Source organism: Paracoccus actinidiae (assembly GCF_030863885.1).
GTDB lineage: Bacteria > Pseudomonadota > Alphaproteobacteria > Rhodobacterales > Rhodobacteraceae > Paracoccus > Paracoccus everestensis.
The window spans coordinates 2,587,052-2,613,666 of the sequence record NZ_CP132956.1 but is presented as its reverse complement, the minus strand read 5'-3'; the positions used below and the strand labels follow the sequence as shown (position 1 = coordinate 2,613,666).

General features: G+C 63.3%; 28 protein-coding genes and 1 pseudogene. 14 read left to right on the top strand and 15 right to left on the bottom strand.

Annotation, left to right across the window (positions count from 1 at the left end; translation table 11 throughout):
* Positions 1–94: 94 nt before the first annotated feature.
* The 3 genes from rpoD to Q5701_RS13040 all read right to left on the bottom strand — a co-directional run bounded on the left by rpoD (position 95) and on the right by Q5701_RS13040 (position 4,710).
* Positions 95–2,068, bottom strand: a complete 1,974-nt coding sequence (gene rpoD / locus Q5701_RS13050) for an RNA polymerase sigma factor RpoD (protein WP_234852975.1) — start codon at positions 2,066–2,068, stop codon at positions 95–97.
* A 141-nt stretch (positions 2,069–2,209) separates the two neighbouring features.
* Complete coding sequence (gene dnaG, locus Q5701_RS13045) at positions 2,210–4,093, bottom strand: DNA primase (protein ID WP_306751420.1); 1,884 nt, start codon at positions 4,091–4,093, stop codon at positions 2,210–2,212.
* Positions 4,094–4,125: 32 nt separating this feature from the next.
* On the bottom strand, positions 4,126–4,710 hold the full coding sequence (locus tag Q5701_RS13040) for a TetR/AcrR family transcriptional regulator (protein ID WP_306751419.1): 585 nt from the start codon (positions 4,708–4,710) through the stop codon (positions 4,126–4,128).
* Between the two features lie 75 nt (positions 4,711–4,785).
* On the opposite strand from Q5701_RS13040, the gene Q5701_RS13035 reads away from it, so the two are divergent.
* From Q5701_RS13035 to gluQRS, 5 genes are all read left to right on the top strand, one after another.
* Positions 4,786–5,034 (top strand): hypothetical protein, encoded by a 249-nt coding sequence (locus tag Q5701_RS13035; RefSeq protein ID WP_306751418.1) that lies wholly within the window; start codon positions 4,786–4,788, stop codon positions 5,032–5,034.
* 56 nt (positions 5,035–5,090) lie between these two features.
* Positions 5,091–6,299: an alpha-hydroxy acid oxidase gene (locus Q5701_RS13030; protein WP_306751416.1), complete on the top strand. Its 1,209-nt coding sequence runs from the start codon at positions 5,091–5,093 to the stop codon at positions 6,297–6,299.
* A 65-nt stretch (positions 6,300–6,364) separates the two neighbouring features.
* Positions 6,365–6,985, top strand: coding sequence for a 50S ribosomal protein L25/general stress protein Ctc (locus tag Q5701_RS13025; protein ID WP_306751415.1), 621 nt, complete (start codon positions 6,365–6,367; stop codon positions 6,983–6,985).
* 92 nt (positions 6,986–7,077) lie between these two features.
* The gene (trmFO, locus tag Q5701_RS13020; protein WP_306751414.1) at positions 7,078–8,415 is read left to right on the top strand and encodes a methylenetetrahydrofolate--tRNA-(uracil(54)-C(5))-methyltransferase (FADH(2)-oxidizing) TrmFO; all 1,338 of its coding nucleotides are present in this window, start codon (positions 7,078–7,080) and stop codon (positions 8,413–8,415) included.
* On the top strand, positions 8,397–9,242 hold the full coding sequence (gene gluQRS, locus Q5701_RS13015) for a tRNA glutamyl-Q(34) synthetase GluQRS (RefSeq protein ID WP_306751413.1): 846 nt from the start codon (positions 8,397–8,399) through the stop codon (positions 9,240–9,242). Before trmFO ends, gluQRS begins: the two co-directional genes overlap by 19 nt.
* Here gluQRS and hisI read toward each other — a convergent pair.
* A complete protein-coding gene (hisI, locus tag Q5701_RS13010; protein WP_306751412.1) occupies positions 9,239–9,595 on the bottom strand; it encodes a phosphoribosyl-AMP cyclohydrolase in 357 nt (118 codons plus the stop codon). The two genes, gluQRS and hisI, sit on opposite strands and share 4 nt — an antisense overlap.
* A gap of 61 nt (positions 9,596–9,656) precedes the next feature.
* On the opposite strand from hisI, the gene Q5701_RS13005 reads away from it, so the two are divergent.
* On the top strand, positions 9,657–10,097 hold the full coding sequence (locus Q5701_RS13005; RefSeq protein WP_234852967.1) for an iron-sulfur cluster assembly scaffold protein: 441 nt from the start codon (positions 9,657–9,659) through the stop codon (positions 10,095–10,097).
* A gap of 267 nt (positions 10,098–10,364) precedes the next feature.
* Here Q5701_RS13005 and Q5701_RS13000 read toward each other — a convergent pair.
* The 4 genes and pseudogenes from Q5701_RS13000 to Q5701_RS12985 form a co-directional block, all read right to left on the bottom strand.
* Positions 10,365–10,478 (bottom strand): annotated as a pseudogene (locus Q5701_RS13000) (IS5/IS1182 family transposase); the annotation flags it as partial.
* A 79-nt stretch (positions 10,479–10,557) separates the two neighbouring features.
* On the bottom strand, positions 10,558–12,102 hold the full coding sequence (locus tag Q5701_RS12995) for a dsDNA nuclease domain-containing protein (protein WP_306751411.1): 1,545 nt from the start codon (positions 12,100–12,102) through the stop codon (positions 10,558–10,560).
* A 310-nt stretch (positions 12,103–12,412) separates the two neighbouring features.
* A complete protein-coding gene (locus Q5701_RS12990; protein WP_306751410.1) occupies positions 12,413–13,366 on the bottom strand; it encodes an MYG1 family protein in 954 nt (317 codons plus the stop codon).
* Between the two features lie 130 nt (positions 13,367–13,496).
* The gene (locus Q5701_RS12985; protein ID WP_306751409.1) at positions 13,497–13,805 is read right to left on the bottom strand and encodes an ETC complex I subunit; all 309 of its coding nucleotides are present in this window, start codon (positions 13,803–13,805) and stop codon (positions 13,497–13,499) included.
* A gap of 122 nt (positions 13,806–13,927) precedes the next feature.
* Here Q5701_RS12985 and Q5701_RS12980 point away from each other — a divergent pair, with 122 nt between their 5' ends.
* Positions 13,928–14,461 carry a superoxide dismutase family protein gene (locus Q5701_RS12980; protein ID WP_306751408.1) on the top strand — a complete coding sequence of 178 codons (534 nt, stop codon included), beginning with the start codon at positions 13,928–13,930 and terminating at the stop codon, positions 14,459–14,461.
* Between the two features lie 3 nt (positions 14,462–14,464).
* Here the strand turns inward: Q5701_RS12980 and Q5701_RS12975 are convergent, their stop codons facing one another.
* Complete coding sequence (locus Q5701_RS12975; RefSeq protein ID WP_306751407.1) at positions 14,465–14,767, bottom strand: hypothetical protein; 303 nt, start codon at positions 14,765–14,767, stop codon at positions 14,465–14,467.
* A gap of 78 nt (positions 14,768–14,845) precedes the next feature.
* Between Q5701_RS12975 and Q5701_RS12970 the strand changes: the two genes are divergently transcribed.
* On the top strand, positions 14,846–15,118 hold the full coding sequence (locus tag Q5701_RS12970) for an I78 family peptidase inhibitor (RefSeq protein ID WP_306751406.1): 273 nt from the start codon (positions 14,846–14,848) through the stop codon (positions 15,116–15,118).
* A 4-nt stretch (positions 15,119–15,122) separates the two neighbouring features.
* Here the strand turns inward: Q5701_RS12970 and Q5701_RS12965 are convergent, their stop codons facing one another.
* The 3 genes from Q5701_RS12965 to rpsB all read right to left on the bottom strand — a co-directional run bounded on the left by Q5701_RS12965 (position 15,123) and on the right by rpsB (position 17,612).
* On the bottom strand, positions 15,123–15,707 hold the full coding sequence (locus tag Q5701_RS12965; RefSeq protein ID WP_306751405.1) for a (d)CMP kinase: 585 nt from the start codon (positions 15,705–15,707) through the stop codon (positions 15,123–15,125).
* A gap of 122 nt (positions 15,708–15,829) precedes the next feature.
* On the bottom strand, positions 15,830–16,741 hold the full coding sequence (tsf, locus tag Q5701_RS12960; RefSeq protein ID WP_306751404.1) for a translation elongation factor Ts: 912 nt from the start codon (positions 16,739–16,741) through the stop codon (positions 15,830–15,832).
* A gap of 85 nt (positions 16,742–16,826) precedes the next feature.
* A complete protein-coding gene (rpsB, locus tag Q5701_RS12955; RefSeq protein ID WP_234855635.1) occupies positions 16,827–17,612 on the bottom strand; it encodes a 30S ribosomal protein S2 in 786 nt (261 codons plus the stop codon).
* A 234-nt stretch (positions 17,613–17,846) separates the two neighbouring features.
* Between rpsB and trhA the strand changes: the two genes are divergently transcribed.
* The 3 genes from trhA (at position 17,847) to Q5701_RS12940 (ending at position 20,448) form a co-directional block, all read left to right on the top strand.
* Positions 17,847–18,497 carry a PAQR family membrane homeostasis protein TrhA gene (gene trhA / locus Q5701_RS12950; protein ID WP_306751403.1) on the top strand — a complete coding sequence of 217 codons (651 nt, stop codon included), beginning with the start codon at positions 17,847–17,849 and terminating at the stop codon, positions 18,495–18,497.
* A gap of 101 nt (positions 18,498–18,598) precedes the next feature.
* The gene (eda, locus tag Q5701_RS12945) at positions 18,599–19,243 is read left to right on the top strand and encodes a bifunctional 4-hydroxy-2-oxoglutarate aldolase/2-dehydro-3-deoxy-phosphogluconate aldolase (RefSeq protein ID WP_306751402.1); all 645 of its coding nucleotides are present in this window, start codon (positions 18,599–18,601) and stop codon (positions 19,241–19,243) included.
* A gap of 2 nt (positions 19,244–19,245) precedes the next feature.
* Positions 19,246–20,448 (top strand): MFS transporter, encoded by a 1,203-nt coding sequence (locus tag Q5701_RS12940; RefSeq protein ID WP_306751401.1) that lies wholly within the window; start codon positions 19,246–19,248, stop codon positions 20,446–20,448.
* Here Q5701_RS12940 and xseA read toward each other — a convergent pair whose 3' ends face one another.
* Positions 20,449–22,002: an exodeoxyribonuclease VII large subunit gene (xseA, locus tag Q5701_RS12935; protein ID WP_306751400.1), complete on the bottom strand. Its 1,554-nt coding sequence runs from the start codon at positions 22,000–22,002 to the stop codon at positions 20,449–20,451.
* Positions 22,003–22,064: 62 nt separating this feature from the next.
* Here xseA and purD point away from each other — a divergent pair, with 62 nt between their 5' ends.
* Entirely contained in the window at positions 22,065–23,321 is a 1,257-nt protein-coding gene (purD, locus tag Q5701_RS12930; protein ID WP_306751399.1) for a phosphoribosylamine--glycine ligase, read from the top strand.
* Between the two features lie 60 nt (positions 23,322–23,381).
* Here purD and Q5701_RS12925 read toward each other — a convergent pair whose 3' ends face one another.
* Entirely contained in the window at positions 23,382–24,401 is a 1,020-nt protein-coding gene (locus Q5701_RS12925) for a ribose-phosphate pyrophosphokinase (RefSeq protein ID WP_306751398.1), read from the bottom strand.
* 86 nt (positions 24,402–24,487) lie between these two features.
* Between Q5701_RS12925 and Q5701_RS12920 the strand changes: the two genes are divergently transcribed.
* Together Q5701_RS12920 and Q5701_RS12915 are read left to right on the top strand one after the other, a co-directional pair.
* On the top strand, positions 24,488–25,087 hold the full coding sequence (locus Q5701_RS12920; RefSeq protein WP_306751397.1) for a 2-hydroxychromene-2-carboxylate isomerase: 600 nt from the start codon (positions 24,488–24,490) through the stop codon (positions 25,085–25,087).
* The gene (locus tag Q5701_RS12915; protein WP_306751396.1) at positions 25,084–25,860 is read left to right on the top strand and encodes an alpha/beta fold hydrolase; all 777 of its coding nucleotides are present in this window, start codon (positions 25,084–25,086) and stop codon (positions 25,858–25,860) included. The genes Q5701_RS12920 and Q5701_RS12915 overlap by 4 nt, the downstream gene beginning before the upstream one ends.
* A 356-nt stretch (positions 25,861–26,216) precedes the next feature.
* Here the strand turns inward: Q5701_RS12915 and Q5701_RS12910 are convergent, their stop codons facing one another.
* On the bottom strand, positions 26,217–26,567 hold the full coding sequence (locus Q5701_RS12910) for a YraN family protein (protein WP_306751394.1): 351 nt from the start codon (positions 26,565–26,567) through the stop codon (positions 26,217–26,219).
* Positions 26,568–26,615 lie beyond the last annotated feature (48 nt).

Here is a 26,615-nt window from a genome sequence, read left to right as displayed (position 1 = left end):
CGAACAATCAGGGATAATGTTCATGGTTTGTGCCGAACTTGCAAGCAGCGTGGCCCACGACCCCACCCGTGAAGGCAAGGCCGTGGATTAAAGGTCACTGGTCCAGGAAGGACCGCAGCTTGCGCGACCGAGACGGATGCTTCAGCTTGCGCAGCGCCTTGGCCTCGATCTGGCGGATCCGCTCGCGGGTGACGCTGAACTGCTGGCCCACCTCCTCCAGCGTGTGGTCGGTGTTCATGCCGATGCCGAACCGCATCCGCAGAACCCGTTCTTCGCGCGGCGTCAGGGATGCCAGAACGCGGGTCGTCGTTTCCTTGAGGTTTTCCTGGATGGCGCTTTCCAGCGGCAGGATCGCGTTCTTGTCCTCGATGAAGTCGCCAAGTTGGCTGTCTTCCTCGTCCCCGATGGGGGTTTCGAGAGAGATCGGTTCCTTGGCGATCTTCATCACCTTGCGAACCTTTTCCAGCGGCATCTGCAGCTTTTCGGCCAATTCCTCGGGCGTGGGTTCCCGGCCAATCTCGTGCAGCATCTGGCGGCCGGTGCGGACCAGCTTGTTGATCGTCTCGATCATGTGGACCGGAATGCGGATCGTGCGCGCCTGATCCGCGATGGACCTGGTGATAGCCTGGCGAATCCACCAGGTCGCATAGGTGCTGAACTTATAGCCGCGCCGGTATTCGAACTTGTCCACGGCCTTCATCAGGCCGATATTGCCTTCCTGAATAAGATCAAGGAATTGCAGGCCACGGTTCGTGTATTTCTTGGCGATGCTGATGACCAGGCGCAGGTTCGCCTCGACCATTTCCTTCTTGGCCTGGCGGGCTTCCTTTTCGCCCCGCTGGACCTGGGACACGATCCGGCGGAATTCCTCGATATCGACGCCGACATATTGGCCGACCTGCGCCATTTCGTTGCGCAGTTCCTCGACCTTGTCGCGCGACCGTTCGAACAGCGCCTGCCAGCCACGGCCCGCCTGCTGGGTCATGCGATCGACCCATGCGGGGTCCAGTTCGGTCCCGCGATAAGCGTCAATGAATTCGCGGCGGTTGATCCGCGCGGCATCGGCAAGCTTCACCATGCCGCTGTCGATCGTGACGATCCGGCGGTTGATGCCGTAAAGCTGATCGACCAGGGCCTCGATCCGGCTGCTGTTCAGGTGCAACTCGTTGACCAGGCCCACGATGCGCGACCGCAGCACCTGATAATCGGTTTCCGCACTGGCCGAGAAGCTGTTGTCCTCGTTCAGCGTGGCCGACATCCGCTGGTCCTGCATCGCCGCCAGGGTTTCATAATCATGTGCGATCCGCTCAAGAGTTTCCAGAACCTTGGGCTTGAGGCTGGCTTCCATCGCGGCCAGCGACAGGTTGGCGCCTTCGTCCTCGTCCTCGTCCTCCTCGCCCAGGATCGGATTGCCGTCGGCATCCAGTTCCTCGCGCTTTTGACCGGTTTCGGCAGGGGCGGTTTCGTCGGACAGTTCCTCCTCGTCGCCTTCCTCGTCCTCAAGCGACTGGCCGAAGGTGGTTTCAAGGTCGATCACGTCGCGCAGCAGGATCTCCTCGTCCAGAAGCTCCTCGCGCCACATGGTGATGGCCTTGAAGGTCAGCGGGCTTTCGCACAGGCCCGCGATCATTGTGTTGCGGCCGGCCTCGATCCGCTTGGCGATGGCGATCTCGCCCTCGCGCGACAGCAATTCGACCGAACCCATTTCGCGCAGGTACATACGCACCGGGTCGTCGGTGCGATCCAGCTTTTCGGTTTCCGACGTCGAAACCGCCACCTCGCGAGAGGTCGATCCGACCACGGCGATGGCCCCGCCCTCGGGTTCCTCGGCCGCATCGTCGTCCTCGATCACGTTGATGCCCATTTCCGACAGCATCGACATCACATCCTCGATCTGTTCGGACGAGGCGTGTTCGGGGGGAAGGGCAGCGTTCAGCTGGTCATAGGTGATGTAACCGCGTTCGCGCGCATCGGCGATCATGCGTTTGACAGCTGCCTGGCTCATGTCCAGCGAATGGGCGTTGTCATCCTTGTCGGTCTTGTCGTGATCGTCGTCCTTGGCGGCCATCAACGGCTCCCTTCTTCAGGCGGCGATTCGCGGAAACGGCGAATCACTGAAAATCTGTCTCATATTTAGCGTGGCGACCCCCCGAATCAAAGGGCACGCGATGCGGCTGATTCGTGCAAGCAGCGAATCAGCCGCAAATGATCAGCGGCGCGGTGGTTTGCGCCAGATTTGGCCATCGACGAACTGCGACAACTGGTCGGACAAGGCCTTCTGATCCTTGTCCAAATCCGTTGCGTCGTCGTCATCGAACCTTTCGATCCGGTGACGCGCTTGCCCTATCTGCCGAAAGCGCCAAGTCAGTCCTTCGTCGGCCTCGCCGCTTATTTCATTCTCTGCCCGCAGGATTTCCTTTTCTGAAATCTTCCTGGCTTCCAGGCGATCCAGTGCCTCATGCAGATAGGCGGACGCCTCGGCCGGGGTCTTCTCGGCTATTTGCATCGGGATCAAGTTGGGATCGGCCTGCAGTGTTTCAAGGCCGCGCTTGCCCAAGACGCTTCGGGTATTGCTCAGCAGATCGAACAGCAGGGCCGCGCGCTCCGGGTGTTGAGGTGCCAGACGTTCCAAACGCGTTTCCACCTGTTCGATCAGTTCGGGATGCAGCGCGCAGATCAGCAGGCTGGCGCCTTCCAGCAGGATGCCTGCGGCCAAAGGATCGATGGGGGTGACAGAAATGGGGAGCGCAGGGCGTTGGTTTTTCGCGCCGCCCCGACCGGTGAACTTTCGATCCCCCCGGCGTGCACCGCTGCCAAACAGTTCCCACCGCTTGCGCCGGAACTCCTCGGTGTAGTGATTCCGTGTCCGTTCATCCGGGATTTTCGCGACCGCATCCGCCAGCCGCTTGTCCAGCGCCGCCTTGCGTTCGGGGCTGTCAAAGCTTTGACCTTCGGTTTCGCGCGACCACAGAAGATCGGCCAAGGGACGTGCCCCATCCAGAAGCACGCCCATGGCACCCGGACCTGCCGCCTTGATCAGATCGTCGGGATCCTGGCCTGCGGGCAGGATGACGAACCGCAGCGCCTGCCCAGGCCCGGTCATGGGCAAGGCAAGGTCGATCAGCCGCTGCGCCGCCCGCTGTCCCGCCGCATCTCCGTCAAGCGCAATCACCGGTTCGGGCGAAACGCGCCACATCAGGCGCAACTGATCCTCGGTAATGGCGGTGCCCAGAGGGGCCACGGCGCCCTCGAACCCCGCACGAACCAGGGCGATCACGTCCATATAGCCTTCGGCCACGATCAACCGCTGACCCTTGGCAACCGCCGCGCGGGCAGGACCAAGGTTGTAAAGGTTGCGTCCCTTGTCGAACAGCGGCGTTTCCGGGCTGTTGAGGTATTTTGCCCGCGCATTCGGATCCATCGCGCGGCCGCCGAAACCAATGCAGCGTCCCTGCCCGTCGCGGATCGGAAAGATGATGCGCCCGCGGAACCGGTCATAGGCCGCGCCGCCATTGTCCGGCCGGGCCGACATTCCCGATTCGACGATCAGCGATTCGTCAAAGCCCTTGTCGCGCAAGGCACTGGTCAGCGCAGTGCGGCTGTCGGGGGCAAAGCCGATCTCGAATCTCTCCAGGGCCGCTTGATCCAGGCGGCGCCGGGCCAGATAGTCTCGCGCCTCGGCGGCGGCACCTGTCTGCAATTGCAGGCGGAACCAGCGGCAGGCAGCCTCGGTCACCTCCAGCAGACGGGTGCGCCGGTCGGTCCTTTCGCGGGCACGGGGGTCGGGTTCCGGCATCTGAAGCCCAGCCTCGGCCGCCAGCAGCTTGACGGCCTCGATGAACTCCATTCCGTCGGCTTCCTTCAGGAAGGTCAGCACGTCGCCCTTGGCGTGACAGCCAAAGCAGTAATAAAAGCCCTTTTGATCATCGCAATGAAAACTTGCGGATTTTTCCTGGTGGAACGGGCAAGGCGCCCACCAGTCGCCGCGCGCCTGGTTCGACTTGCGCAGATCCCACACGACCTTCTTCCCGATCACGCGGCTGATCGGGACACGGTTGCGAATCTCGTCAAGAAAGCCGGGGGGAAGACTCATGGGGTGATTATCGGGCTTGGCGGGCATCAGCGTCAATGCGCGCCGACAGCCCCCCGCGCAAGGCCCCAGTAGATGTCGCCGATCCGGCGGCGGTCCAGGCGCCCCCCCTCGCGATACCAGTTGGTCACTCCCGTCAGCATGGCAATCAGCGCCATGGTCGCAAGCCTTGGATCGTCAAGGCGCATCACGCCCGCCGCCACCCCGTCACGGAGAATGGATTCCAACGCCGCCTCGTATTCGCCGCGCAGGGCAGCAATGCGGGCGTAATTGTCGGGCGTGAGGTTGCGTAGTTCCATATAGGACAGGAACACCGCGTCGGCATGATCCAGGCTGGTGTCGATGTGAAAGCGAACGAAATGTTCCAGCCGCGCCAGGGGATCGCCGGGAACATCGGTCCAAGCGCCCAGCAGTTCCTGCATATGGGCTTCCAGCAGGTCGAACAGCAGCGCCTGCTTGTCGGGGGTATAGGCATAGAGCGCCCCTGCCTGCACCCCAACGGCCGATGCGATCTGGCGCATGGATACGGCAGCAAAGCCCTGCCGCGCGAACAGGCGGCGGGCATGGGTGCGGATCAGGGGGCCGGTGACATCGGCACGGGAACCTTGGGTGCGGGCCATGGGGTCTTCTAGCGCGCGCGGCGGCGGCGGGAAAGTCCGTTGCCCCGCAGTCAGCCCCGCCGTAATCATGGCGCCATGAAACACGCCCTGATCCTGACCTGCGCCGCGATCCTGTCCGCCTGCACGGGCGATGCAGAGCCTTATCCCCGGTTGCTGCCGACCGACGAAATCCTGGCCGAACCCGCCCTGCCCGACTATACGCCCCAGGCCGCCGTCGATGCCGAGGCCGAGGCCCGGGCAGATGCGCTGCGGCGGCGTGCCGATGCCCTGCGCGGCCCAGTGATCGAGCCTGAAACCCTGGCGCGCATCCGCGCGCAGCAATGATTGCCGACCGCCCGCCGCTCTGGTAAAGAAATTTGACCAATCTGCGGAGTAGCGCCATGCCAGTCATTACCTCGATCGAGGATCTGAAGCGGATGCACCGCGCCCGCGCACCCCGGATGTTCTATGATTATGCAGAATCAGGCAGCTATACCGAACAAACCTTCCGGGAAAACACGACTGACTTTGCCCGGCTGAAGCTGCGGCAAAAGGTGGCCGTGGATATGTCGAACCGCAGCACGGCATCCGACGTCGTAGGTCTGCCCGCCGCAATGCCCGTGGCCCTGGCCCCCGTCGGAATGACGGGGATGCAGCACGCGGACGGGGAAATCCATGCGGCCCGCGCGGCGGAAAAGTTCGGGGTGCCCTTCTGCCTGTCCACGATGTCGATCTGCTCGATCGAGGATGTGGCGGAACATACGACTAAGCCCTTCATGTTCCAGCTTTACGTGATGAAGGACCAGGATTTCCTGGCCGCCATCATCGAGCGCGCGAAAAAGGCCAATTGCAGCGCCCTGGTGCTGACGCTGGATCTGCAAATCTTGGGCCAGCGGCACAAGGATCTGAAGAACGGCCTGTCCGCCCCGCCCAAGCTGACCTTGCCAACGCTGCTGGATCTTGCCTTTCGTTGGCGGTGGGGCATGGGGATGCTGCAGACCAGGCGGCGCGGCTTTGGCAATATCGTGGGCCATGCCAAGGGCGTCGGCGACACCTCGTCCTTGATGAGCTGGACCGCCGAACAGTTCGACGAACGGCTGGACTGGGACAAGATCGCGCGAATCCGCGATCTGTGGGGCGGCAAGCTGATCCTGAAAGGGGTGCTGGATCCCGATGATGCCCGCATTGCCGCCGATTTCGGGGCCGACGCGATCATCGTGTCCAACCATGGCGGGCGGCAACTTGACGGGGCCTTGTCCTCGATCAGGATGCTGCCGCATATCGTCAAGGCCGTGGGCGACCGGGTCGAGATCCACATGGACGGCGGCATCCGGTCAGGCCAGGACGTGCTGAAGGCGCTTGCGCTTGGGGCGCATTCGACCTGGATCGGGCGGGCCTGGCTTCATGGCCTTGGCGCGATGGGCGAGGCGGGCGTCACCAAGGCGCTGGAAATCATTCGCAAGGAACTGGACATCAGCATGGCGCTGTGCGGCGAACGCAACGTCAAGGACATCGGGCCGCAGAACGTGATGATCCCCCAGGGCTTCCTGGACGAATACGACGTGCAGGCGCCGATGAGGGCTTCACGAATCGCCCCTGTTGCCGTATAGGCCGCGACCTGCTGCCATGCACCCTTGGAGGATGGCGGCGTCCACAACTGAGTTAGGAAAATATCATGGCCAAAGAGATCCCTGATCTGGTGGCCGAGCCGCGCGCGGGGTCAGGCAAGGGGGCCGCCCGCCAAGCTCGCCGCGACGGTAAGGTACCCGGAGTCGTCTATGGCGACGGCAAAGACCCGGTCAACGTGCAGTTCGACTTCAACAAGCTGCTGACGCAACTGCGCGCCGGTCGCTTCATGTCCACGCTGTTCAACCTTCAGGTTGAAGGCCAGGAAGACGTGCGCGTCATCTGCCGCGGCGTGCAGAAGGATGTCGTCAAGGATCTGCCGATCCATATCGACTTCATGCGCCTGCGCCGCACGTCCAAGGTGAACCTGTTCATCCACGTGGACTTCATCAACCATGACAAGTGCCCCGGCCTCAAGCGCGGCGGCACGCTGGTGACGGTGCGCCCCGAGGTCGAGTTGGTCGTGACGGCGGGTGACATCCCCGATCACATCACCGTCGATCTGGAAGGCTTGAACGTCGGCGACACGATCCACATTGAGGACGTGACGCTGCCCGAAGGCGCGAAGCCGACCATCGACCGGAACTTCGTGATTGCCAACATCGCCGCGCCCTCTGCGCTGCGCTCGGGCGGTGACGAGGAAGAAGCCGAAGCCGCAACCGAGGAGTGATCCCGGCTGCCGCAGGCAATATCGGGCGGTGCCGCTGGCGCCGCCCTTTTCATTTGCGGGCCGCTTTGCTAGCCCCGCCGCAGGAGGTTGTCATGGAACCAGTCCACATCATCGGCGCAGGCCTGGCCGGGTCCGAGGCCGCCTGGCAGGTCGCCCGCGCAGGGATCCCCGTCATCCTGCACGAAATGCGCCCGGCCAAGGGCACCTTCGCCCACAAGACCGGCGATTGCGCGGAAATGGTTTGTTCCAACAGCTTCCGGTCCGACGATGACGTGATGAACGCCGTGGGCCAGTTGCATTGGGAAATGCGGGCTGCGGGCGGGCTGATCATGGCCACTGCCGACCGCCACAAGCTACCCGCGGGCGGTGCCCTGGCAGTCGATCGCGACGCTTTCTCGGCGGCCGTGACCCAGGCCTTGCAGGCCGAACCGCTGATCCAGATCGTCCCGGGCGAAGTACCGGGCCTGCCCGACACGGGCAACTGGATCGTGGCGACCGGGCCGCTGACCTCGGACAGCCTCGCGGGGGCGATCCGGTCGGTCACGGGCACAGATGCCCTGGCCTTCTTCGACGCCATCGCCCCCATCGTTCATGCCGACACTATCGATATGTCGGTGGCTTGGGAACAAAGCCGATATGACAAGGGCGAAACCGAGGCCGAGCAAAAGGCCTATATCAACTGCCCCATGACTCGCGATCAATACGAGGCTTTCATCGACGCCCTTCTGGCCGCCGACAAGGCCGAGTTCCACGAAGGCGAGACCGCCGGTTATTTCGACGGCTGCCTGCCGATCGAGGTGATGGCCGAGCGCGGGCGCGAAACCCTGCGCCATGGGCCGATGAAGCCGGTGGGGCTTACCAATGCCCACAAGCCTGAAGAAAAAGCTTATGCAGTGGTTCAACTTCGCCGAGATAATGCTTTGGGAACGCTATATAATATCGTAGGCTTCCAGACCAAGATGAAATATGGTGCCCAAACCCAGGTGTTCCGCATGATCCCCGGGTTGGAGAATGCCAGCTTTGCGCGGCTTGGTGGAATCCACCGCAACTCGTTCCTGAACTCGCCCACGCTGCTGGATGACCGGATGCGCCTGCGCCTGCGTCCCAACCTGCGCTTTGCGGGCCAGGTCACCGGGGTCGAGGGTTATGTCGAAAGCGCGGCGATGGGTCTGCTGGCGGGCCGGATGGCCGCCGCGCAAGCGCAGGGCCGCGACCTGCCGCCCCCGGCCCCCACGACCGCGATGGGGGCCTTGGTCAGCCACATCACGGGCGGGGCCGAGGCCAAGACATTCCAGCCGATGAACGTGAATTTCGGCCTGTTCCCGCCCCTGGAGGAAATGCGCAGCGGCAGGAAGGGACGCAAGGACCGATACCCGGCCTATACCCAGCGGGCCAAGGACGATTTCAGCGCATGGCTGGCCGCACAGTAACCCGCTTTGCACCCTCGCCCACGGGATTGCTGCACCTGGGCCATGCTTATGCGGCGATTGTGGCGGAACGGCTGGCCGATCCCGGACAGTTCCTGCTGCGGATCGAGGATATCGACCGCGACCGTTGCCACCCGGAATACGAGACCGCAATTTACGAAGATCTGGCCTGGCTGGGCTTGGCCTGGCAGCGCCCGGTGATGCGGCAATCGGATCGGATGGCGGCTTACCGAAACGCGCTGAAGCAGCTGGCATCCCTGACCTATCCCTGCCGCTGCCGTCGGGGCGATATCCGCGCCGCGCTGTCGGCCCCGCAGGAAGGCGCCCTGCCCGCCGGGCCTGACGGCCTTGTCTATCCCGGCACCTGTCGGGGACGCAGCATGGCGGATGCGGGGCCGGACGATGTGATCCGCCTGGACGCGGCTCGCGCGCTGGATACCCTGGGCATCGGCCGCGTCGCCTTCCGGGACCAAACCATTTTGCCCGGCCAAGATCACGCACTGTCGCGCGATCAGTTCCTGGACGGCATCGGCGACGTGATCCTGTCGCGGCGTGGCATGGGAACGTCCTATCACCTAGCGGTGGTCGTGGACGATGCCACGCAAGGCATCACCATGGTCACGCGGGGAAAAGATCTTTTCGATTCAACCTATATCCATGTGCTTCTTCAGAAACTGCTGAACTTGCCCACGTTGCAGTATCACCACCACCGCCTTATTCGCGACGATGCCGGCAAGCGGCTGGCCAAGCGCGACGATGCCCGCGCCATCCGCCATTACCGCGATGACGGCGCAACCCCGCAGGACATTCGCCGACTGGTGGGGTTCTAGCTCATGGGCGCCAGGATCTCGACCTCGGCCCCGTCACGGATTGCGGTGTAAAAGCAACTGCGCCGGTTGGTGTGGCACGCGGGTCCGGTCTGGCGCACAAGCACCAGCAGACAATCGCTGTCGCAATCCACCCGCAGTTCGACCAGTTCCTGCACATGGCCCGAGCTTTCACCCTTGACCCAGAACGCCTGCCGCGATCGCGACCAATAGGTGACCCGTCCGCTGTCCAGCGTCCGCGCCACGCTTTCCGCGTTCATCCAGGCCATCATCAGAACCTCGCCCCCGTCGGCATCCTGCGCAATGGCCGGGATCAGGCCATGGGCGTCGTATTTCAGGCGGGCAGGATCGAACATCGGGTTTCCTTTCGCGGATCGCGTCCCTATCTAGGCAAAGTGCAGCGCAGGGGAAAGACCGATGGCCGACAGCGACCTGATGCAGCTTTATTCCCGCAGGATCCTGGCGCTGACGACCGCCATCCCGCACCTGGGGGCGCTGCCCGCCTTCGACGGCAAGGCCATGCGCAGGTCGCCGCAATGCGGATCGTCTGTCACGGCCTATGTGGCGATGGATGGCGACCGAATCGCCGATTTTCGGCAAGAGGTGCGGGCCTGCGCGCTTGGCCAAGCCTCGGCCTCGGTCCTGGGGCAGGCAGTTGTCGGGCGAAGCCGGGCGGAAGTTGCCGCCACTCGCGATGCCTTGCGGACGATGCTGACGGATGCGGGGGATCCCCCCGCCGCGCCATTTGCGGATCTCGAGGCGCTGTTGCCCGCGCGGGATTACCCCAATCGCCATGCATCCATCCTGCTGGCCTGGGATGCCACGCTGGATGCCATCGACCAAGCCACGCAGTTATGAAAAAGCCGGTCCCGTGACAGGACCGGCAGGTGCGCGTGCTGGGGATCGACGGGCGCACAGGCAAGCGCCGTCAGGGCAACGCGGGGCAGAGATCAGGCCTGCAGGATCGCAGGCAACCACAGGACAATGATGGTGGTGACGGTCAAGGCGGTCACACCCAGAAGATCGCATATGAAATCACGGGACATGGGCAACTCCTTCGTGTTGCCTATTTGTTCTCATTTTCAGAACGATTCGTAAAGAACATTTTAAGAACATTTAGAACACCTAACAAAACCTTCTGATCTGGTTGAGGCAGATGAGAGCGCAGCCGAGGATCACGAAGGCCTCATGGATGTCGGCGCGCCGCTCATACCGGATGGCGAGGCGGCGAAAGCGGTTCACAGCCTCGGCTTTCGTCGTCATGGGTTTCTTGCTCATCTTCGCTCCATAAGGGCTACGATGAGCCAAAAACCCTCCATCACGCAATCTGCCTAATCTGTCCCATGGGCGCTGACGTCAGACAAGCTTCAGAAATTAGGTCGCTCAGGTATGCGTTATAAAATCCGGTAGCCAGATGTGGACTTTCGTAGGCGAGCAGGATCGGTAGCCGAACCGCTCTACGAAGGTCTTCAATTTTTGCGCGGTCCGTGAAGAGTCCATCGATTGATGACGGTCTAGCGTGATGCGGCTCGCGGAGCGTCATGATGAAGCGGCGCTCCGCCTTCAGGACCCCGGACGACACTGCCTCGTGTAGGCCTTCAGCGATCTCAGTAAGGATATCGTCGCGCTGATCTGCTCGCAGCAGATGAGGGCGTCCAAGCCAAAGCTGATCTCCCGAGTCGTTGAAAACGATATGGGCACTGGTGGCAGTTCCGTCTTCCATATTGAACAGACGGCAAGGCATAGGCTCGCTGTTCAGATGGTTCCTCATGACCGCGTGGAGAAGAACTTCGGCCAGGAGCGTGTCGACATCAATGCGCCGACCTTTCAAAGCGTCCAGCGCTCTCGGGAGCAGCTGTCTTGCAGAAAACCTGTCAAATTGGGCAAGCGTGTGCGAAGGCAGCGCGATTTCGGGCAGCCAATCCACGAGATAGTCACACAGGGCTTCCGAGCGCCACTCTCCGTCATCGAACTCGACATCGAAGCTTCTCATAGACCGCGCGATCGCGACCTCGTCAAGCTTTGCAATCTCCTTTAGGAACGGTTCCGGCAGAGTGGTGTAGACCTTGAGGTCCAGCCGTGCGTTGGCCCGGATGTCGGCAAGCTTTTCTTTCCACCACTGCTGAACCGTCGCCCTCGCGAGGCTTTTCTTGTCCCCGTCTGTTGCTCGGTCAGCCTCTGAAGCTTCCCGAACCTGGAAAAGCAGTTCCTTATACATCGCTTCCGCTCGCGTTATGCCCGGAATCGAGCCTTGAGCCTCACACATCCTAAGGATCTTGTTGATACCATCGCGCTCAAGCCCGTCACTCGAGCCAGCGACCTGCCAGTAGAGGGTTTCCGCCCAATGACCAAGGTTGCGCTTGTTCTTTGATGTGAATGATTTATGCTTGTTAGAGAAACTCTCCTTCAGCGCAGCTAGTTTTTCCGTAACAGCCTTCCTTCGCCCCCGAGGCGCACAAAATGGCTTCAAAGCGGAAGCGACATCGCGCCGCGACACGATGCGGAAACGTGGTTCGGCTTCGCAGCGGTCGCACGCTAGAGATTTTTCGCATAGTGATGTTCCGGGGAGCGTCTTCGTGCTCGACTTGCTTCGCTCCGTTATTTCTTTAATTGACCACTTCCTGTCGTCTTCGGTGGTCTTTACCTGAACATACTCGTTGATGCTTCTGTCCTCTTCGAGGATGCGCAAGGTGATGTCATCCGCCGTCTCGAATTCCACTGCGACGATTGTTGCGTCTTCCAACATATCGAGCAGGAAACCGACCCCTACCTGATCCTGGTATGTAAAGCCCGCCCTGGCGGCGACCCCTCCGGCGTTTGATGGATCATCGATAAGAACGTCCAACGTCACGGCAGCGCTCACTCAACTCATGTCCATAGTATAGGCGCATAATTCACGCGTATCGCAACCTGTTGACCTCCACCCTCATCTCGAAGGCAGCGAAATGCGGATATTGTGTCGCCAGTGGCACATGAAGCAAGGACTTGGCCGCTTTGTGGCGCAAGGACGGGTTACTCAATCGACGCACGCTGCGAATACTGGTTCACCCGGTTCATACCCCCAATTCTACTAAGTTCACACACAGCGGACGATCGAGCTGAACGCAGCGAACAACCGCTCCCCGCCCTTTTGGTTAATGATGAGATGCTTCCACCTGGGACAAGTGCAGGCTTCAAGCTGTTCCTCGCAGTGCCTCCGCATGTTGAACTGCCAGAGTGGCAAGCTGCAGAGCAGCCGTCCGATCTGCCGCCACGGCGATGAAGCGGGCGTTGTGACAGAAGCGCGCGCCTGGAACGCCCGAGGCGGCTTCAAGCGCTGCGTCGGTCAGTCCCGCCCAGGCTTCCGGCAGGTCGGCGCGAAGGGCAAAATCCTCGGGCTCGCGGCGGATGCCGGTCAGGGTCCAGTCTGTTTCTCGGGGGTGAACCACGAACAGCAGGTGATCGGCGCCCGCCTTCTCGATGGCAGAGCGGAAGGGCATGCCCATCGGGAGTTCGAGGATCCGGCTTTCTCCGGCGGCGCCGATGGCCTCCATGACGACGGCCGCCTTCTCGATGGCAGAGCGGAAGGGCATGCCCATCGGGAGTTCGAGGATCCGGCTTTCTCCGGCGGCGCCGATGGCCTCCATGACGACGGCCTCGGCCCGCAGCTTGGCGGCCTTTCGTGCAACCGCCGCCTCGACAAAGGCACGAGCGATGGTCAACGCGTGGTCGAAGGCCCGATCATCGGCACCCGGGCTGCGATCGTCGAAGACGGGTTTGAGGCTTTCCAGCAGGAGCGGCAAGGACAGGTCCGCGAGCAGGCCGCTTGGCGACAGGGCACCATTGTCCACCAAGTCGATGGGCAGGACGAAATCGGCGTCGAATGCTGCATGGATCATGTACGAGCTGTAGGGCTGGCCCTCGCCGCGCAGGGGTGGGCTCTTCTGGTGGTGATCGAAGATCAGCCGCTCCGGATCGTGATCGCGGCCGACGTCATAAATCACGCGGTCCGGCGCCGGTGTGGTCCAAGCCGCATCACGCGTCCGCGTAATCCGCGCTTTTGAGAAAAGTCGCGTCAGGATAACGGAGGAGAGAAGCTCATCAGCGTGAAAGCCACCGGAATGGGTGACGAGATGCGCAATAGTCATGGCATGTCCTGGAAAAGAGATGACCGCCCGGAGGCGGTCAGAAGAGAATCAATGGGTTACGAAATCTTTGCCCCGAACTGAACAAATATACCCCTAGCCGGCAGCAACTATGCTCCGAACAACACACCAGTCAATGCGTCCAGGGCGCGCGCCGGTCTGTAGCGAAGTTCTCGCCATAGCCCCGCGGACGGACATTGGTCGCGCGGCTGTGCGGAGGCTGGACGACATAATCCAGACCACGTTCGCGGGCATAATCCTCGGCCTGCTTCAGCGTGTCAAAGCGCAGGCGGACCTGGCTTTGCGTATCGTCGGCGCTGATCCAGCCCATCAGCGGATCGATGTCGCGGCCTTGGGGCGGAAATTCCATCACCCATTTTTTCGTCCGCGCATTGCCGGACTGCATGGCATTGCGGGCGGGTTGATAGATGCGGACGCGCATTCGAGGCTGCCTTTCGGTCGGAAGTCCTGCGACTTATCGCCAATCGGGGCGCACTGATCAAGACCCGGAACGGCTTCGCCGCCCTTGCGTTGAACCGGGACCGTAAGAAACAGGAGAATCCGATGCCCTTGCGAACCGCTGCCGCCCTGGGCTTGTTGCTGGCCTTTCCCGCCGCTGCGCAAGACACCGCCGCCCCCGCTCCGACCGAGGGCCAAGCACCCATGATCGCCGAAATCAAGACCGCCGAGGGTCAAAGTCTGGGAACCGCGACTGCGGTTGCCACACCGTCCGGCGTGATGCTGGTCACGCTGGAATTGCAGGGTGTTCCTGCGGGCATCCACGGTGCGCATATCCATGAAACCGGCGAATGCGCACCGCCCGATTTCGAATCCGCCGGGGGTCACCTGGCAGGCGACAAGGAACATGGCATCATGGCGGCAAACGGCCCCCATCCGGGCGATCTGCCGAACATCCATGTCCCGGAAAGCGGTGCGTTGATGGTGGAGCATTTTGCCGCAGGGCTGACGCCGGACCTGATGGCCGACGAAGACGGATCGGCAATCATCATCCACGAGCAACCCGACGATTATGTCGGCCAACCATCGGGGCATGCAGGTGGTCGCATCGGCTGCGGCACCTTTGCCCAGGCAAACTAGGCTCTATTCGACAGGCGCGGCGTCCGTGAAGGGCGCCGTGATCTCGGCAAGTCCAGTCTGCTTGTGAAAGATACAGATCATCCGCTCTGTGCCGCCGGCATAGGCCGCTGTCACCAAGGCCGCGCCATAGGTTTCCGACCCAAAGGGATTGACTTCGACCGAGACGGACGTGGACTCTGGCACATCCACCAAGGCCAGGCATTCCGTTTCGACCTTGTCGCGAAATTCCTCCCAGGCATCCTCGCTGGAGGCCATGGCCATGGCGGGCATGAGCGCCAGGGAAATCGCAATAACCCTTTGTTTCATCTTTCGTCTCCCTCGAGGATGGGATGGGGAACGCATCTGCCCCGCATATCGTTCTGACACAAACACAAAGGTGATCGGATGCCCATCTTCCCGCGCGCGGCCCTGCCCGCCCTGACCCTCACATTGGCCGCCTGCGCCACCGGTTATGCGCCGACTGTCTCTGCGACGCGCTGTGATCCGGCCCGGCATCAGGCGTTGGTCGGCATGAATATCGGCGAGGTTTATCTGCCGCCGCAACTGCACTATCGGGAAATCAGCCCTGGTCAGGTTGTCACGCAGGAATATCAGCCGGGGCGCCTGAACATCTTCCTGGATCCCAAGGGGTGGATTGGGCGGGTAAGCTGCGGCTGACGGCCTAGCCCCGCACTCTGTCAACCTGGGCGACGGCCAGGGCGATGGCTTCGGGAATGGTCAGGTGGCTGGTGTCCAGAAGAACCGCATCCGGGGCGAGCCTTAGTGGCGCCGTTTCACGCTCGCTGTCACGTCGGTCCCGTTCCTGCAACTGCGTCAGCATCTCGTCCGCGTCGGCCCCCAGTTCGGCAGCCCTGCGCAGGGCACGTACCTGATCTGATGCGGTCACATACAGCTTGACCGCCGCGTCGGGGCAGATCACCGTTCCGATATCGCGCCCGTCCAGAACGGCGCCGGGTTCCTGCGCGGCAAAGCGGTGCTGGAATGCCACCAGGGCCTCGCGCACCTCGGGGATCGCGGCAATGCGGCTGGCGGCTTGACCCGCCTCGGCGCTGCGCAGGTCGGGGCGGTCCAGGTCACTGGCTTGCAGCGACCGGGCCGCCGCGACAGGATCGCCTCCCTTGGCTCCAGTCGCCCGATACAGCAACCCGGTGTCCAGATGGTGAAATCCGAAATGCGAGGCAAGCGCGCGGGCAATGGTGCCCTTGCCCGAGGCGGCGGGTCCGTCGATGGCGATGATGAATGGCATGGGGCACGCAGATCTGGTTTCGCGCCCTTCCATCGCATGGCGCCGCGCCAAAGGTCCACAGGCAATCGGGCAAAGAAAAGCGCCGGCCCCAGGGACCGGCGCTTGGCATTTGTCTCGAAAAATCAGGCGCCGCTGAGGGTCTTTGCGACTTCGGCTGCGAAATCTTCTTCTTTCTTCTCGATCCCTTCGCCAACCGCGACGCGGGCAAAGCCGGTGATCTCGACCCCGGCTTCCTTTGCGGCCTGCTCGACCGTCAGGTCGGGATTGATCACGAACGGCTGGCCCAGCAGGGTGTTTTCGCCCACGAACTTCTTCATCCGGCCGGGGATGATGTTGTTCTGGATCACCGCCTCGGGTTTCGGCTTGGCGGAAGATGCATTTTCTTCCAGGGCCTTGGCGGTCTGCACTTCCAACTCGCGTGCCAGCAGCGTCGGGTCCAGCGTGGCTTCAGACAGGGACACGGGGTTCGTCGCCGCGATGTGCATCGCGAACTGCTTGCCGATCGCCTGTGCCTTGTCCTTGTCGCCGTTCAGCGCGACCAGAACACCGATCTTGCCCATGCCTTCGGTAGCGGCGTTGTGGACATAGGACACGACCGTATCACCCTCCAGCAGGTGCATCCGGCGCAGGGTCAGGTTTTCGCCGATGCGGGCAATGGCGTCGGTCAGCACCTCGGACACGGGCTTGCCGTTTAGATGCGTGGCCTTCAGAACCTCGACATCCGTCGCGGTGGTCAGGGCGATGTCGGTGATGTCGCGGACAAGCTGCTGAAAATCGGCGTTCTTGGCAACAAAATCGGTTTCCGAGTTGATCTCGACCGCAATGCCGCGACCATCCGTGACCTGCACGCCGATCAGACCTTCGGCAGCGACGCGATCGGCCTTCTTGGCGGCCTTGGCCAGACCCTTTGTGCGCAGCCAGTCAATGGCCGCTTCCATGTTGCCGTCGGTTTCCGTCAATGCCTTCTTGGCGTCCATCATCCCTGCGCCGGTCGTTTCGCGCAGCTCTTTCACCATCGCGGCGGTGATAGCCATGATCCGTCTCCTTTGATCAACGCGTCAGGCGGGAAATATTCCCGCCTGACGACAATTCCATGAATACTTGGGACGCAGGCGCCGCTCAGGCGTCGGCGGTTGCCTGTTCCTCGGCCGCAGGCTCATCCAGCAGTTCCTCGGGCGCATCCGACAGCGCACCGACATCGACGCCGGCGGCGCCCATCTGGGCCGACATGCCGTCAAGCGCCGCACGGCTGGCCAGGTCGCAATACAGCGCAATGGCCCGGGCCGCATCGTCGTTGCCGGGGATGATGTAATCCACGCCTTCGGGCGAGCAGTTGGTATCGACCACGGCCACGACCGGGATGCCCAGCTTCTTGGCTTCCAGGATAGCTAGGTCTTCCTTGTTCACGTCGATGACGAACAGCAGATCCGGCAGGCCGCCCATGTGGCGGATGCCGCCAAGCGAGGCTTGCAGTTTCGCCTGTTCGCGTTCCAGCTGCAGACGCTCTTTCTTGGTCATGCCTTCGGCACCGCCGGCCATCGTCTCGTCAATGGCTTTCAGGCGGTTGATCGACTGGGAAACGGTCTTCCAGTTGGTCAGCGTGCCACCCAGCCAGCGGTGGTTCATATAGAACTGCGCGGACCGTTCGGCGGCGTCCGCGACGGGCTTTTGCGCCTGGCGCTTGGTGCCCACGAACAGCACGCGGCCGCCCTTGGCAACGGTGTCGCGCACGACTTGCAGCGCCGCGTCCAGCATCGGCAGGGTCTGGGTCAGGTCCAGGATGTGGATGCCGTTGCGGTCGCCATAGATGAATTCCGCCATGCGCGGATTCCAGCGTTGCGTTTGGTGACCATAGTGAACGCCAGCTTCCAAGAGCTGACGCAGATTGAATTCGGGAAGCGCCATTCCATGTCCTTTCCGGTTTGCGCCTTGGCAGGGGATTCAGGGCGGATGCCCCAACCGGTGGACCCTTGCGGATTTCTCCCGCAAAAGGCCCGCCCCTGCCTGTGAAGTGATCGCGCAGTTAGACCCTTCGCGTCCTATTTGCAAGGGGTCACTCAGATCACGCGGCATTTGAACGAACTGTCAATTGCCCGGATGAGGCAGGTCAGGCAGGATAAGCAGATCAAGGGGTTCTTCATGACTGACAGCCAGTTCCGCTTCGGGCGGCACTATGATTTCCACGAAAGAATGGCGGACGGCATCGTCCATGCCATCGGCGTCGTCCTGGCAGTCGTGGGGGTGGCGGTGCTGGTCTTCCAGGCCGCAGTCACCGCCACGGGGGCCGAGGTTCTGGCCGTGTCGATCTATGGCGGCGGGCTGATCCTGTCGCTTGCAGTGTCGTTCGTCTATAATATGTTGCCGCATTCCGCGCTGAAATGGAAATTGCGCAGGGCCGATCATTCCGCGATCTTCATCCTGATCGCGGCCACCTACACGCCGTTCCTGCACAAGGCATCCGCCGATCCGGTGGTCTTTGTGCTGCTGGTCTGCATCTGGACCATGGCTGCCCTTGGCGTTGCGTTGAAATGCCTGTTGCCCGGGCGGTATGACCGGCTGGCGATCCTGCTCTATATTCTGATGGGGTGGAGCGGGCTTGTCGCCATCGGCCCTATCGCCGACAACCTGCCGCCCTTGTCCATGCTGCTGATCGTGATCGGCGGCATCATCTATACGGTGGGCGTGATCTTTCATGTCTGGGAAAGGTTGCGCTTTCAAAACGCGATCTGGCACGGTTTCGTGGTCACAGCCGCCGCCATCCACTATGTCGCAGTGCTGTCGGCGATATAGGTTAGCGATAACGTGATTTGTGGCGCAGGGCGGCAAACCGCTTGCATCGCCACCCGCCAGCGGGCAGTTTGCCCGCAGATCGCGGAACGAAAGGTGGCGCCATGAACCCTGAAATCCAGTCACAAAAGACACGGGCGTTGTGCAGCCTGGCCCCGGTCATTTCGGTGATCGTGATCAAGAATGCCGAACGCGCGGCAGGCCTGGCGCGGGCTCTGGTGTCGGGCGGGCTGCCGGTGCTGGAGATCACGCTGCGGTCGGACGCGGCCCTTGATGCGATCCGCGCCATGTCCGGTGTCTCGGGCGGTCACGTCGGCGCGGGCACGGTGCTGACCCCGGACGATGCGAAACGGGCCAAGGACGCGGGGGCAAGCTTTGCCGTCTCTCCTGGCCTGACCGACCGGCTGATCGCCGCCTGCGAGGAATTGGAACTGCCCCTGTTGCCCGGCACCGCTACCGCATCCGAGGTGATGCGCGCGGCTGATGCAGGCTATGACATGGTTAAGTTCTTTCCGGCCGAATCGAGCGGGGGCGCGCCTGCGCTGAAATCCCTCGCCGGGCCGTTGCCCAAGGTCCGGTTTTGCCCGACAGGCGGCATCACCCTGGGTAATGCCGCCGACTACCTTGCCCTGCCGAATGTCGTTTGCGTCGGCGGAAGCTGGATTGCCACCGACGCCGACGTCAACGCCGAAAACTGGGGGGCGATCCAGGAACGCGCCCATGCTGCCGCCCGGCTGAGCCGGGGCTGATCTTGCCCGCCGATCTGGCGCAGGCCCGGCGCAATGTGATCGTGCTGGTCGCGGCGCAAGCGATCCTGGGCGCGCAGATGTCGGTGATCTTCATTGTCGGCGGACTTGCGGGCCAGATCCTGGCGCCCAAACCCTGCGTCGCCACCCTGCCCTTGTCTATGATCGTCATGGGGTCTGCATTGACTGCGCGGCCCTTGGCACGATTCATGCAGGATCACGGCAGGCAGGCGGGGTTCTTGCTGGCCGTTCTGGCGGGCGGGCTGGGTGCGGCCTTGGCGGCATGGGGGCTTTGGGCGGGGTCGTTCTGGCTGTTCATGGCGGGGTCCCTGCTGACCGGCGTCTATATGTCAGCCCAAGGGTTCTATCGCTTTGCTGCGACCGATCTTGCGCCCGACGACTATGCCCCCCGTGCGATCAGCTGGGTCATGGCGGGGGGGTTGGCCGCCGCGATCATCGGCCCCGCCATTGTGCGCGCGACGGATGGCCTGACGGCGGTCCCATTCTTGGCGGCCTATCTGGCGGTGATCGGACTGAACGCGCTTGGGCCGTTCCTGTTCGCGTTCCTCGACAGCCCCAGGCCTGCCGCCGCAGCGGGCAGCCAGCCCGCAGGCCGTCCGCTGGCCGAACTGGTGCGCCGACCGCAGATCGCGGTCGCAACGATCTGCGGCATGGTCGCCTATGCGCTGATGAACCTGGTGATGACCTCGACCCCGCTGGCGGTCGTAGGCTGCGGGTTCGCCCCCACGGATGCCGCCAATATCGTCAGCGCGCACGTGCTCGCGATGTTTGCCCCCAGCTTTTTCACCGGGCACCTGATTGCGCGCTTTGGCGCCGAACGGATCGTTGCCCTTGGCCTGTTCCTGCTGGCCTTGGCGGGTGCCGCGGCCCTGTCAGGGGTGGAGCTGTCGCATTTCTTCGCCGCCTTGGTCCTGCTGGGGATGGGCTGGAACTTTGGTTACATCGGCGCGACGACCATGCTGACCCGCGCCCATGCCCCCGAGGAACGGGGCCGCGTCCAAGGCCTGAACGACGCCGTGGTCTTCGGCGGGGTTTTCCTGGCTTCGCTGTCGTCGGGCGGGTTGATGAATTGCAGCGGAGGCTCGGTCGTCGCGGGCTGGAACGCGGTCAATCTGGCAATGCTGCCTTTCCTTGTGCTGGCGGGCGCGGCGCTGATCTGGCTGATGCTGCGCCCGAAGGAAGCCTGATCAGAACAAGGTCTGCTGCTCGGGCGGCTTGGGTTTCCGGCCAGGTTTCGGCGCGCCCTCGGGGCGAACCGTCACGCGGCCATCGGCGAACTCCAGATCGACCTGCGGCATCTGCCGCGCCGCCTGTGCGGTGGTGATCACGCCTTCAGGACCGTGGACGACCACAAAACCGCGCTTCAGCGTTTCCTTGTAGCCTAGCGAAAGACGCAGCCGGTCCACCCGTTGCATGGCCTGCTCGCGGCTGCTGATCGACCGCTGAACAGCTTGGCCAAGCCGCCGCGTCAGGTCTGCCAGCCGCCCATCTTGCTGGGCAATCGCCCGCCGTGTGGTGGCCATCACCCGCACAAGCGAGGCGTCCAGCCGTTCCCCCATGGCGGTTGTCCGATCGCGACGTCGTTCCAGCCTGCGGGCCGCAGCCGCATCCAGCCGATGTTCCAGCCCATGCAGCGTGTGCGCCTTGCGATCCGTGAACCGCCGCAACAGGGCCACCGGCATGGGGCGCGCGGCCAATTGGTGCCTGCGCGTCCGCACCAAGCCATGCAGCGCGGGATCCAGCCGTCCGGCCCACAGGTCCAGCCGCTGCCGCGCCGCTTCCGTCAGCGCGCCGGGGCGGCCAAGCGCGCGGGACAGGTCGCGCAGCCGCTGGCGTGGGCGGTCGATGTGATGCTGGCTGCACCGCGTCAGCCGCGCCTGCGATTCCGCCAGTCGCGCGGCCAGTTCCGCCAGGACCGGCACCGCCATTTCCGCCGCAGCCGTGGGCGTCGGCGCACGGCGGTCGGATGCAAAATCGATCAGCGTCGTGTCGGTTTCATGGCCCACGGCGGAAATCAGCGGAATGCGGCTTTCGGCGGCGGCACGGACCACGGCCTCCTCGTTGAAGCCCCACAAATCCTCCAGGCTGCCGCCACCCCGTGCGACGATAAGCAGGTCGGGACGCGGGATCGGCCCCCCAGGCGGCAGATCGTTGAACCCCCGGATCGCCGCCGCCACCTGTGGCGCGCAGCCTTCGCCCTGAACCGCCACCGGCCAGATCAGCACGCGTGTGGGAAAGCGGTCCCGCAGCCGGTGCAGGATGTCGCGGATCACCGCCCCCGACGGCGAGGTCACGACCCCGATCACACGTGGCAGGCTTGGCAACGGACGCTTGCGCCCTTCATCGAACAGCCCCTCGGCGGCAAGGGCCTGACGACGCTTTTCCAGCATTGCCATCAGCGCGCCCAGTCCCGCCGGTTCGATCTGATCGACGATCAACTGATATTTGGATTGGCCCGGAAAGGTGGTGATGCGACCGGTGGCGATGACTTCCATCCCCTCCTCGGGACGCTGCGCCAGCTTGGCCGCCTGCCCTTTCCAGGTCACGGCGGCCAAGACAGATCGATCATCCTTGAGGTCGAAGTAGATATGCCCCGACGACGGCCGCGAAACCCGCCCGATTTCTCCGCGCACGCGGACGCGGCCGAACTGATCCTCCAAGCTGCGCTTGACCGCGCCCGACAGTTCCGAAACCGTAAATTCATGGGCATTGCTGCCCGGCACGTCTTCCAGCAAATCCATGCGTCTTGTTCCCTTGTCCGCCCCAGACTAGAACGCCGCCACCAGAAGCGAAAGGGCGGCCCATGAACATCCTGATCCTTGGCGGCGGCGGGCGCGAACACGCCTTGGCCTGGGCCATCCGGCAGAACCCGAAATGCGACCGGCTGATCGTGGCGCCGGGCAATGCGGGCATCGCCAATGTCGCGGAATGCGCCGACCTGAACATCCTGTCGCGCGCCGAGGTTCTGGAATTCGCCCAGGAAAACGCCGTCGACTTTGTGGTGATCGGACCCGAGGCGCCGTTGGCCGCCGGTGTATCCGACGCCCTGCGCGATGCCGGTTTCCTGGTTTTCGGTCCCTCCCAGGCCGCAGCCCAGCTCGAGGCGTCAAAGGCCTTTACCAAGGAAATCTGCGATGCCTGCGGGGCGCCCACTGCAGCCTGGGCGCGATTCACCGATGCCGCAAGCGCACGCGACCATGTCACCGCCCATGGCGCCCCCATCGTGGTCAAGGCCGATGGGCTGGCCGCAGGCAAGGGCGTGACCGTGGCCGAAACCGTGGAACAGGCGCAGGGGGCGATCGACGCGATCTTCGACGGGGAATTCGGCGAGATGTCGGTGGTTATCGAAGAATTCATGGCGGGCGAGGAAGCCAGCTTCTTCATCCTGTGCGACGGGACCGACTGCCTGCCCCTTGGCACAGCCCAGGACCACAAGCGCGTGGGCGAAGGGGACAACGGCCCCAACACTGGCGGCATGGGCGCATACAGCCCCGCGCCGGTCCTGACGGACGCCTTGCAGGAACAGGTGATGGCGCAGATCGTGCGCCCGACCGTGGCCCAGATGGCGGCGCGGGGAATGCCCTTCCAAGGTGTCCTCTACGCGGGGCTGATGATCCACGAAGGCCGGGCGCGGCTGGTCGAATACAACGTCCGCTTCGGCGATCCGGAATGCCAGGCGCTGATGATGCGGCTTGGCGGACAGATGCTGGACCTGCTTCTGGCCTGCGCCGAGGGGCGGCTGGCCGGAACCTCGGTCAACTGGGCTGACGATCATGCCCTGACGGTCGTGATGGCTGCGCGCGGCTATCCCGGCACCTACAAAAAAGGCAGCATGATCAGTGGACTGGACAAGCTGGCCGAAAGCAGTTTCGAAATGACCTTTCATGCAGGGACCGCCATCAAGGACGGCCAGGTCATCGCCACGGGCGGCCGCGTCCTGACCTGCACCGGCCGAGGCGCCACCCTGGCCGAGGCGCATCGGCGCGCCTATGCCCAGGTCGATGCCATCACCTGGCCGGACGGATTCTGCCGCCGGGATATAGGCTGGCGTGCGCTCTGAATTCTTCTTCATTTAAATATCCCCGCCGGAGGCATCCGACGGGGATCGCAGCCGCAAACGTCACAGGTTGGAATACAATCCTTCATAGATCGGCAGCAGGGTGTCCGTTTCGAACAGGCTGCTGACGGATGTGCCGTTCCAGATGTTCAGGATGGCTTGCGTAAACATCGGCGCCGTAGGGACAATACGGATGTTGGGGGCCGATTTCACCGCATCGGTGGGCTGGATCGAGTCGGTGATGACCAGCGATTTCATCACGGACTTGCTGACCCGTTCGACCGCAGGGCCGGACAGGACGCCATGGGTGATATAGGCGTGGACCTCGGTGGCGCCGCTGTCCGTCAGGGTCTGCGCGGCCTTCACCAACGTGCCTGCGGTGTCGCAGATATCGTCAACGATGATGCAGACCTTGCCCGCGACATCGCCGATAACCGTCATCTCGGCCACTTCGCCTGCCTTTTCCCGCCGCTTGTCCACGATGGACAGGGGCGCACCGATTCGGGTCGCCAATTCCCGGGCGCGGGCCACGCCCCCCACGTCGGGCGACACCACCATCAGGTCGCCCATCCGGCCCCGGAAATGATGCTGAACGTCCAGGGCAAAGACGGGCGCGGCATACAGGTTGTCCACCGGAATGTCGAAGAACCCTTGGATCTGCGCCGCGTGCAAATCCAGCGTCAGCACGCGGTCGATCCCTGCCTCGGTCAGAAGGTTCGCCACCAGCTTGGCGCTGATGGGCGTGCGGGCCTTGGCCCGGCGGTCTTGCCGGGCATAGCCGAAATAAGGAATGACCGCCGTGATCCGGGCCGCCGACGACCGCCTCAGCGCGTCGGTCATGACCATCAGTTCCATCAGGTTGTCATTGGCCGGGTTCGAGGTCGGCTGGATGATGTACATATCCTCGCCCCGGACATTCTCGAACACCTCGACAAAGATTTCCTGGTCGTTGAACCGCTCGATCCGGGCATCGCACAGGCTGACATTCATGCCCCGGTGCATCGACATGCGCCGGGCAATGGACGCGGCCAGCGTGCGGTTGGCATTGCCGGAAATCAGCTTGGGTTCGGTCATGACGGGCATATGGGGGCCTTTTCGCGGGGATTCGCCAGATTGCGCCCGCCTTACCACCCGGTTAGCCTGCGGGCAAACCGCGAAGGATCGTCCTTATGGCCAATATCGACTACTATTTCGGGACGATCAGTCCCTTTGCCTATCTGGCTGGCGACCGGCTGGAACGGATCGCCGCCCGCCATGGCGCGGCGATCACCTATAAACCGCTGGACATCCTGCAACTGTTCGACCGCACGGGCGGGGTCCGCCCTGCCGACCGCCATCCCAGCCGGATGGACTACCGCGCGCAGGAATTGCCCCGCTGGTCCGATCATCTGGGCCTGCCTTTGAACCTGAAGCCCGCCTTCTGGCCGGCGAACATGGCGCCTTCGTCCTATGCGATCATTGCGGCGCAAGGGGCGGGCGGCGGCGACACGGGCGGTCTGGTGCAAGGTTTCCTGCGCGCCGTCTGGGCCGAGGATCGCGACATCAGCGACGATACGGTCATCCGCGACATCCTGTCCGCCCACGGCTTTGACCCCGCTTTGGCCGACAGGGGCTTGTTCGTCGGCGCCGAAACCTATGGCCGCAACCTGGAACAGGCGGTCGAGGCCGGGATCTTTGGATCGCCCTTCTATGTGGTGCGGGAAAGCGGTCAGAAATTCTGGGGCCAGGACCGGCTGGACTTCCTTGACCGGCACCTTGCCAGCCTATGACCGGCATCCACAAGCGACACTGGCCGGGAGACAAGGACCGCCCGGCCCTTGCATTGCATTGCATGATGGGCAACGGGGCTTATTGGGGACCAATCGCCAGGCGGCTTGAGGGCCGGGTCGATCTGAAAGGTTTCGATATGCCCGGCCATGGCCGCAGCGGTCCCTGGACAGCCAAGTCCGAGGGACCGGATTTCCACACCGCCGTGACCCGGATCGCCGCCAGCTTCATCGACCGACGGCTGGATCTGATCGGTCACAGCCTGGGCGCGACCGTCGCCCTGCGCATCGCCGTGGCCGCGCCCGATGCCGTGCGCAGCCTGACGCTGATCGAACCCGTCCTGTTTGCCGCTGCCCACGACCCGGACCAGACTGCCCGAGACCAGGCAATGGCGGACCATCTGGCCCATGGCCGCCCGGATGATGCCGCGCGTGGCTTCATCGACATCTGGGGCGCGCAGCCCTTTGACAGCCTGCCCCAACCCGCACGAGAGGCGATGACCCGCCAGATCCGCCTGGTGGCCGAGACGGACGATACCCTGACCAGGGACAAGGCAAACATCCTGCGCGAAGGAGGATTGGAATCCATCGACGCACCGGTGCTGATCGTGGCGGGTGGAAACTCTCCGCCCGTGATCCACCGGATCGCCGATGCCCTTGCGGCAAGGCTGGCCGATGTCGGCCGGGCGGTCGTGCCGGATGCGGGTCATATGCTGCCCCTGACCCATCCCGACCAGACTGCCGGACTGATCGCCCTGAACCTGGATCGGGCCTAGATCGCGGAGTTGCCGTTGTTCATAATGGTGTGCTGATGGCGCGCCTACTTGCAATATTCTGGTATTTACCGGAATCTGGAAAACAACGCGAAAACCGTTCTCGTGATGCCTTCACGGCGGACATCGGCCCGTTGATTGGCTTGGCCGGCGAACCACGCTCAGCCCCACGCCCGACCGCATTGGACCCTGATCCTCAAACGCTGAAGAAACCCCGGCCGATCCCTGGCAGATGCCCCCTGCGTGATAGCCGAAACCTTTTCTTTGCCAACTTCTCCCTTGAAAAGGCGCAAACGCTGGAACCTTCCCAAAGGCATAAGCTGATTGCACTGGACTCCATCGATCCGTCCAGCGGTCGGTCAGGCAAAGGCTTCCTCGAAGGCGCGTTCCAGGATCTCCACCCGGCCCTGACTGTCCACCAGCGCGGCGTCGAAGCGTATGTCCGGCAGGGCCGACAGTCCCGCAGCGTCGCAATACTCCAGGGCCGCGCGCATGATGCGGCCCTGCTGCGCGGCGACCAGCCTTTGGGCAGCATCCTCATGGGTGGCGGATTGCTTGACCTCGACAAAGATCAGGCAGGGGCCGTCGCGGGCGATCAGGTCAATTTCCCCCGCCTTGCCGCGCCAGCGTCGGGCCAGGATCGTCATGCCCTTACGTTCCAGCAGGCGAGCCACGCTGTCTTCGGCCAAGGCGCCCGAAAGATGCGCCATGCAGCCCCGTGTTCGCCGGGCTGCTGAAACCTGCGTGGGCTGTGCCGT